8 protein-coding genes are annotated in these 7,194 nt (G+C 71.6%); 1 reads left to right on the forward strand and 7 read right to left on the reverse strand.

Annotation, left to right across the window (positions count from 1 at the left end; translation table 11 throughout):
- Window positions 1-32: 32 nt before the first annotated feature.
- Genes ACFWGJ_RS03535 through ACFWGJ_RS03550 form a run of 4 tightly spaced genes read right to left on the reverse strand, consistent with a single transcriptional unit; the run spans window position 33 to window position 4,055 of the window.
- Window positions 33-1,013 (reverse strand): alpha-ketoacid dehydrogenase subunit beta, encoded by a 981-nt coding sequence (locus ACFWGJ_RS03535; RefSeq protein WP_387320666.1) that lies wholly within the window; start codon window positions 1,011-1,013, stop codon window positions 33-35.
- Entirely contained in the window at window positions 1,001-2,008 is a 1,008-nt protein-coding gene (locus ACFWGJ_RS03540; protein WP_387320667.1) for a thiamine pyrophosphate-dependent dehydrogenase E1 component subunit alpha, read from the reverse strand. Before ACFWGJ_RS03540 ends, ACFWGJ_RS03535 begins: the two co-directional genes overlap by 13 nt.
- Window positions 2,005-3,345 carry a M24 family metallopeptidase gene (locus ACFWGJ_RS03545; protein WP_387320668.1) on the reverse strand — a complete coding sequence of 447 codons (1,341 nt, stop codon included), beginning with the start codon at window positions 3,343-3,345 and terminating at the stop codon, window positions 2,005-2,007. Before ACFWGJ_RS03545 ends, ACFWGJ_RS03540 begins: the two co-directional genes overlap by 4 nt.
- A gap of 47 nt (window positions 3,346-3,392) precedes the next feature.
- Window positions 3,393-4,055 (reverse strand): helix-turn-helix domain-containing protein, encoded by a 663-nt coding sequence (locus ACFWGJ_RS03550; protein WP_387320669.1) that lies wholly within the window; start codon window positions 4,053-4,055, stop codon window positions 3,393-3,395.
- Window positions 4,056-4,339: 284 nt separating this feature from the next.
- Between ACFWGJ_RS03550 and ACFWGJ_RS03555 the strand changes: the two genes are divergently transcribed.
- Window positions 4,340-4,999 (forward strand): isochorismatase family protein, encoded by a 660-nt coding sequence (locus ACFWGJ_RS03555; RefSeq protein ID WP_387320670.1) that lies wholly within the window; start codon window positions 4,340-4,342, stop codon window positions 4,997-4,999.
- Between the two features lie 137 nt (window positions 5,000-5,136).
- On the opposite strand, the gene ACFWGJ_RS03560 is transcribed toward ACFWGJ_RS03555, so the two are convergent.
- The 3 genes from ACFWGJ_RS03560 to ACFWGJ_RS03570 are packed head-to-tail and all read right to left on the reverse strand — an operon-like array spanning window position 5,137 to window position 7,171.
- On the reverse strand, window positions 5,137-5,367 hold the full coding sequence (locus ACFWGJ_RS03560) for a hypothetical protein (protein ID WP_387320671.1): 231 nt from the start codon (window positions 5,365-5,367) through the stop codon (window positions 5,137-5,139).
- The gene (locus ACFWGJ_RS03565; RefSeq protein ID WP_387320672.1) at window positions 5,364-6,938 is read right to left on the reverse strand and encodes an amidohydrolase; all 1,575 of its coding nucleotides are present in this window, start codon (window positions 6,936-6,938) and stop codon (window positions 5,364-5,366) included. The genes ACFWGJ_RS03560 and ACFWGJ_RS03565 overlap by 4 nt, the downstream gene beginning before the upstream one ends.
- A gap of 8 nt (window positions 6,939-6,946) precedes the next feature.
- Window positions 6,947-7,171, reverse strand: a complete 225-nt coding sequence (locus ACFWGJ_RS03570) for an MbtH family protein (protein ID WP_210887588.1) — start codon at window positions 7,169-7,171, stop codon at window positions 6,947-6,949.
- Window positions 7,172-7,194 lie beyond the last annotated feature (23 nt).

The following is a 7,194-nucleotide window of genomic DNA, read 5'->3' on the forward strand; positions in this document are numbered from 1 at the left end:
TTCCGAGTTCCGTGAGCCGTCCGAGGCCCGGTTCAGTACGTGGTGAGGTCGCGGACCTTCGCCACGACCTTGTCGACGGTCGGGATGACCTCTGCTTCGAGCACGTCCGCGAAAGGCAGCGGCACGCAGGCGGCGGCGACCCTGCGGACGGGTGCGTCGAGGAGGCCGAAGCCCTCGTCGGCGACGATCGACACGAGCGTGCCGCCCCAGCCGCCCTGGTAGGGGTTCTCCTCGACGGTCACGAGCCGTGAGGTCTTCGCGAGGGAGCCGAGGACGGTCATCGCGTCGAGCGGCACGAGGCAGCGCAGGTCGATCACTTCGGCGTCGATGCCCTCCTCGGCCAGCCGCTCGGCGGCGGTCAGGGCCAGCGGCACCATCGAGGCGAGGGCCACGAGTGTGACGTCGTCGCCCTCGCGCAGGACGGCCGCCTGTCCCAGTTCGACGACGTGGTCCGGTGGTGCGGGCGGGCCCTTGGTGGCGAGCAGTCCCTTGTGCTCGAAGAAGACCACGGGGTCGTCGCTGCGGACGGCGGCGGCCATCATGCCGATCACGTCGGCGGGCGTGGCCGGGGCCGCGATCTTCAGTCCGGGGACGGTCAGCGCCCAGTTCTCGGTGGCCTGGGAATGCTGTGCGCCGAAGCCGAGGCCGCCGCCGTTGGCCGTGCGCACCACCAGCGGGACGGTCACCTGACCGCCCGTCATGTAGCGGACCTTGGGGATCTCGTTGGCGAGGTAGTCCCAGCAGCAGGCGAGGAAGTCCGAGAACATGATCTCCGCGACGGGCCGCATCCCGGTCATCGCGGCGCCCATCGCCGCCCCGACGATGGCCTGTTCGGAGATCGGCGTGTCCCACACCCGCCCGGAGCCGAACTCTTCGTGCAGGCCTGCCGTCGTCTTGAACACCCCGCCCGCCGCGCCGATGTCCTCGCCCAGGCACACCACCGCCGGATCGCGCCGCATCTCCCGCGCGATGCCCTCGGCGACGGCCTGCCGGTAGGTGATCACGTCCGCCATCGCGCACCTCCGTCGGCCCATACGTCGGTCAGCGCTTCCCGGGGATCGGGCGCGGGCGCGTTCTTCGCGGCCTCGACGGCCGCCTGTACGACGGCTTCGGCACGCCCGTCCGCCGCGGCGACCGTCGCGTCCGGCACCCCGAGTTCGGCGAGCCGGCCCCGTGCCAGGTCGAGCGGGTCGTGCTTGAGCCAGCGCTCCACCTCCTCGGCGGGGCGGTAGGTCGCGGGGTCCGCGCGGCTGTGGCCGAAGTGCCGGTAGGTCCGCGCCTCAAGGAGGCCGGGCCCGTCCCCCGCCCGGGCCCGGCCCGCCAGCCGGTCCACCGCCTCCCGTACGGCGACCACGTCGTTGCCGTCGACGATCTCTCCGGGGATGCCGTAGGCGGGCGCCCGGTCGGCCGCGGGGTGGGCCACGGCGGTGACGTCGGCGATCGGGGTGTACTCCATGTAGAGGTTGTTCTCGCAGACGAACAGCACGGGCAGCTTCCATACGGCGGCCAGGTTGAGGGCTTCGTGGAAGGCGCCGATGTTGGTGGCCCCGTCGCCGAAGAAGGCCACGGCGATCTGTCCGGTCCCCCTCAGCCGTGCCGACCAGGCGGCACCGACCGCCATGGGGAGATGGGCGCCGACGATCGCGTACGAGCCGAGCATGTTGCCGGAGGCCTTGGTGAGGTGCATCGAGCCGCCCTTGGCCCCGCACAGGCCGCTCGCCCGGCTCATCAGTTCGGCGAGGCATTCCTCGGGGGTCGCGCCGCGGGCGAGGGCGTGGTGGTGGCCGCGGTAGGTGGCGAACACGTAGTCGTCGTCGCGCAGGGCCGCGCTCGCGCCGACCGCCACGGCCTCGTGTCCGGCGGCGAGGTGGGTGGTGCCCTTGACGAGGCCGGACAGGAACAGGTCGTGGGCGGCCTTCTCCGTGCGCCGGATGACGGCCATCTCCTCGTAGAGGGCGAGGAGTTCGGCTGTGTCCGGGCCGTCCGCGGTCCGTGGGGCGGCAGTCATCGTCCGCCCCTGCCCTCGCGGGTGTTCAGATGGGACTGGGACTCGCGGCGGGTGTTCAGCTCGCCGCCGACGGTCCAGTACTTGCGGCCCGCGACGAGGAGTTCCTCCGCCGGGAACTTGGTGATCACCTCGCACCCGTCGGCGGTGACGACGATCTCTTCCTCGATCCGGGCGGCCGACCAGCCGTCCGCCGCCGGCCAGTACGTCTCCAGCGCGAACACCATCCCCTCTTCGAGGACTTCGGGGTGGTCGAGCGAGACCAGCCGGCTGAAGATGGGCTTCTCCCAGATGGACAGGCCCACCCCGTGCCCGTACTGCAGGGCGAAGGCGGCGGTTTCGTCGGGGAAGCCGAACTCCTCGGCCCGGGGCCAGACTTCGACGATGTCGGCGGTGGTGGCGCCCGGCCGGACCAGCACGACCGCCTCGTCCATGAAGGCCCGGCAGCGGACGTACGCGTCACGTTGCGCGGGTGAGGCGCTGCCGACGGCGAACGTACGGTAGTAGCAGGTGCGGTAGCCGAGGTGGCTGTGCAGGATGTCGAAGAAGGCGGGGTCGCCGGGGCGGATCAGCCGGTCGCTGTAGACGTGCGGATGCGGTGAACAGCGTTCCCCGGAGATCGCGTTGACGCCTTCGACGTACTCGCTGCCCAGGTCGTACAGGACCTTGCTGACCAGTCCGACGCACTCGTTCTCCCGCACGCCCGGCCGTAAGTAGCCGTACAGCTCCTCGTAGGCGGCGTCGACCATCGAACAGGCCTGGGTGAGCAGGGAGATCTCGTCGGGTGTCTTGACCCTGCGGGCCTCCAGGAAGACCTGCTGGCCGTCGACGACGTCGATGCCCTGCTCCTTGAGGGCGTGCAGGACGGGCATCTCGGCGAGGTCGACGCCCAGCGGTTCGCCGGCCAGGCCGTGTTCGCGCAGTTCGGCGGCCACCTTCGCCGCGACGTCGGCGCCGATCCCGGCGTCCGGGTGGAAGGCGCCGCGCAGGGTGGAGATGCCCGCGCGGGCGCCGGTGGGCGGGCCGCCCTCCTTGCCGTCGCCGTGGTCGAGCCACGGGTTGTACAGCTGGTGGTGGCGGGCGGCGGAGCCGAAGTCCCACACGACCGGTTCGCCGCCGCGGACGAGGAGCGCGAAGCGGATCAGCTTGTCCATCGCCCAGGTGCCGATGTGGGTGGACGACATATAGCGGATGTTGGCGAAGTCGAAGCTCAGCAGGGCGCCCAACTCGCTGCGGTTCAGCGCCGTGTGGAGCCGCTGCAGGCGTTCCGTGCGGAGCCGGTCGAGGTCGATGCGCTGTTCCCAGTCGACGGCGTTCGGTCCGTAGGTGCGGATTGCCATGACGACCACCACCCTCATGCGGAGTGAACGACCGTCCGGGAGAAGTGTCAAGGCATACTGAACACGAACCAGACACCCACGGCTGGTTCGTCGCCGTCGTTGCGGTAGCGGTGCGGGGTCGTCGACTCGAAGCTGACCGCGTCGCCGGGCCGGATGACGTACTCGTCGAAGCCGAGGGTGAGAACGAGTTCGCCGGCGGTCAGGTAGCCGTACTCGGTCCCGGCGTGCCGCATCAGACCGCCCGTGCCGGAGGAGGCTCCGCCGGGGCGGTAGGTCACGAGCAGGAAGTCGACGTCCGCTCCGGGGACCCGGCCGAGGCGCTCCCACACGACGCCCGAGTCCAGCTCAAGCACCTCCCGTTCACCACCGCCGACCAGCGGGCCGATCCTGCGCCGGGGGTCGGCGGCGAAGGCGGCGAGCGCGTGCAGCACGGTGCCTTCGCCGGGCGGTGCGCCCACCGGGGCGGGAGCAGGGGCCGGGGCGGGGGCCGGCCCGCCCTCGGTGTCGAAGAGCGACTCCACCGGGATGGCGAGCGCGGTGGTGATCGCGTACAGGGTGCTCACCGACGGCTGGCTCTTGCCGGTCTCTATCTGCGAGACGAGGCTCGCGGACACCCCGATCTCCCGGGCCAGTGCGCGCAGGCTCATGCCTTGTGCCGTACGCGCCCGGCGGATGCGCGCGCCGACCGGCGGCACCACGACAGGGGACACGAGCGGCTCCTTTCGCAGCGGCGACGTTCGTGCGGGCGTGTGCAGCGGTGCGGAGCGGGGGCGTCGTCCGGCGGTGTTGTGCGAGAGCGTTGCGCGAGGGCGTTCACTTCCATTGAACAGTACGGCGCTCCCGCTCGTCGTCGGGTTCCCCGATGAGCCGGGCGGAGCCGGGGCCACGGCGCGATCGGGTGTCCGACACCCCACCCCTCATCAAGTTAGCTTAGGCTAAGCTAACTTCCCCTAAGAGGGCTCGGGTGTCCACGCCACCAGGGAGGAGTCCGCCCATGGTCCTGCCCGTCATCAACTCTTATGCCATGCCCGACCGTTCAGCGGTTCCCGCGTCCGGTCCGGCGTGGACGATCGATCCGGCGCGGTCCGCGCTGCTCGTCCACGACATGCAGAATCACTTCGTCCAGGCCTTCCCGCCGGACTGCTCGCCCGTCGTGGAACTGATCGACAACATCACCACCCTGCGCGAACTGGCGGGCACCCTCGGCATGCCGATCGTCTTCAGCGCCGAACCGGCCGGGCAACGCCCCGGCCAGCGCGGTCTGATGCGGGACATCTGGGGCCCCGGCATCGGCCCGGCGCCCGACGGGGACGCGGCGGTCGTGGCACCGCTCAAACCCCGGGCGGGCGAACACCTGATGGTCAACGTCCGCCACAACGCGTTCCTGCGCAGCCATCTCGGCAGGCTGCTGCGCGCCGAGGGGCGCGATCAGCTGATCCTCTGCGGGGTGCGGGCGCATCTGGGCATACTGCTCACGGCGGCGGACGCCTTCATGCACGACATCCAGCCGTTCGTGGTGGCGGACGCGGTGGCCGATTTCTCCGCCGAGGACCATTCCATGGCGCTGCGGTGGATCGCGCGGACCGGTGTCGTCTGCACCACCGACCAGCTGATCCGTCACCTTCTGCACGGCAGGGCGGCACGGAGCATGTGACGGGCGCAGGGCCGAGGGTGACGGCCCATCACCCTCGTGGACGCGGCAGCAAGAAAGCTGGGGCTGCGCCCCAGCCTTTCGCCCTTTGGGGGCGCGGGGAACTGCGCGGCCCGCCCCCACCGGCCCGCAGGGAACACCTACGCGCAGGGGCGCCCCGGATACTCGTCGCTCTCCGGTACGCCCGCCTCACGCATCCTGCGCAGGACCTCGCCGCGCGTCGGCCCGTCGTCGAAGTCCACCACCCCGTTGGTGTCCCGGTCGAAGACGAGGACGTCCCCCGCGGTGTCCCAGAGCACCCACCTGCGCGGGTAGGGGGGCGCCTGCCACAGATGGGCGTACGTCTCCACGCTGTCGGTGCGCGTGCTCACAGTGCGCCTCCTTCGCTCTCCCGGCCGTCGACGAACGTCGCGACCACGTCGATGTCACCGATGCGTGAGACCTCGACACCCGTGGGGTCGTCACCCAGGACGACCAGGTCCGCGCTCCTGCCCGGCGTGAGGCTGCCCGCGCGGTCCTCCCAGTGGCAGGCGAAGGCGCCGGCCACGGTGTAGGCGCGCAGTGCCTCTTCGACGGTGATGCCCTCGTCCGGGCCGATGACCTGCCCCGACGCGGAGGCCCGCTCGACCATGAACTGGATCGCCCTGAGCGGCGATCCGTCCGCGACGGGCCGGTCCGAACTGCCGACCAGCGTGATGCCGTGGTCGAGGAATCCCCGTCCACGGTACAGCCAGGGTGCCCGCTCCTTCCCCATGACGGCCGCGTAGTCGTCGCCGAAGTACCGCAGGAAGTTCGGCTGGACCACTGCTGCCACCCTCAGCGCCGCGAGGCGCTCCAGCTGGTCGGGCCGGATGAGGCCCGCGTGCTCGATGCGGTGCCGGGCGTCCGGCCTCGGCCGCAGGCGCTGGGCCCGCTCCAGGGCGTCGAGGGCCACGTCGGCCGCCCGGTCGCCGATGGCGTGGACGGCCAGCTGCCAGCCCGCGAGATGTCCGTCGACGATCGTGTCCGCCAGCGACTGGGCGTCGTCCTGCAACTGGCCCGCGTGGTCGAGCCCTTCGTAGGGGCGGCTGAGGGCGGCGGTACGGGCCATCATGCCGCCGTCGGTGTAGATCTTCAGCGCGCCGACGGAGAGCCGGTCGCCGCCGAACCCCGTACGCAGGCCGAGGTCGAGGGCGCGGGGAATGCCGTCGTCGCGGTGCGCGGTGACGGGCCGCAGCCGGTCGGCGGAGACCATGAGCTGGACGGGCAGGGGCAGTTGGCCCTGTTCCGATGCCAGTTGGTACGCGCCGAGCTCGACCGGGCTGTGCCCGAACAGGGCGCCGCCGATGCCCGCTTCGGCGCAGCCGGTGATGCCCTCGGCCAGACAGCCACGGGCCGCGTGACCGATGGCGTCGGCCAACTCCTGCTGGGAGTAGGGCAGTCGCAGGGCCCGCGCGGCCCCCATGGCTCCCTCGGCGAGGAAGCCGTCCCCGTCGGCGAGTTCGGCGGGCAGCAGGTCAAGGACGGCCGTGTTGACCATGCAGCCGTGTCCGGAGTCGTGCATCAGGAACACCTTGCGCCCGGCGCTGACCGCGTCCAGTTCGGCGGCGGTCAGATGGCGGCCGAGGCCCCGCTGGTCGTAGCCCGCGAGGTCGGTCCAGCCCCCTTCCGGTGTGCGTGCCACCGCCCCGGCCACGGCGGCCAGCACGTCGTCGACCGAGCGGCACGGCGCGATGCTCGGCGTGCCGGCCTTGAAGCCGGTCCAGGCCAGGTGGACATGGCTGTCGATGAATCCGGGCAGCACGGTGGCGCCCTGGAGGTCGACCTCCCTGCGGGCGGGCAGGGCGGCCACCTCCTCGTCCAGGCCCACGATCCGGCCCCGCCAGATGCCCAGTTCGCGGGCGGCGGGGCGGTCCGGATCCATGGTGAGGATGCGGGCGTTGGTGAGTCGGGTGGAGAGCATCGGCGGGCTCAGCCGGCCTGGTCCGCCGCCGTCCGCTCCACGAGGCTCTTGGGGCGCATGTCCGTCCAGTTGACCTCGATGTGGTCCAGGCACTCCTGCCGGGGAGCGGGGCCGTGCGCGACGGTCCAGCCGGCCGGCACGTCCACGAAGTCGGGCCACAGGCTGTACTGGCCCTCGTCGTTGACGAGCACGGAGTAGGTGCCTTCGGGGTTCTCGAACGGGTTGGTGCTCATGGGGTTCCTCCGACTCGCTTGGT

It is taken from the genome of Streptomyces sp. NPDC060205, assembly GCF_042728395.1.
Taxonomy (GTDB): Bacteria; Actinomycetota; Actinomycetes; order Streptomycetales; family Streptomycetaceae; genus Streptomyces.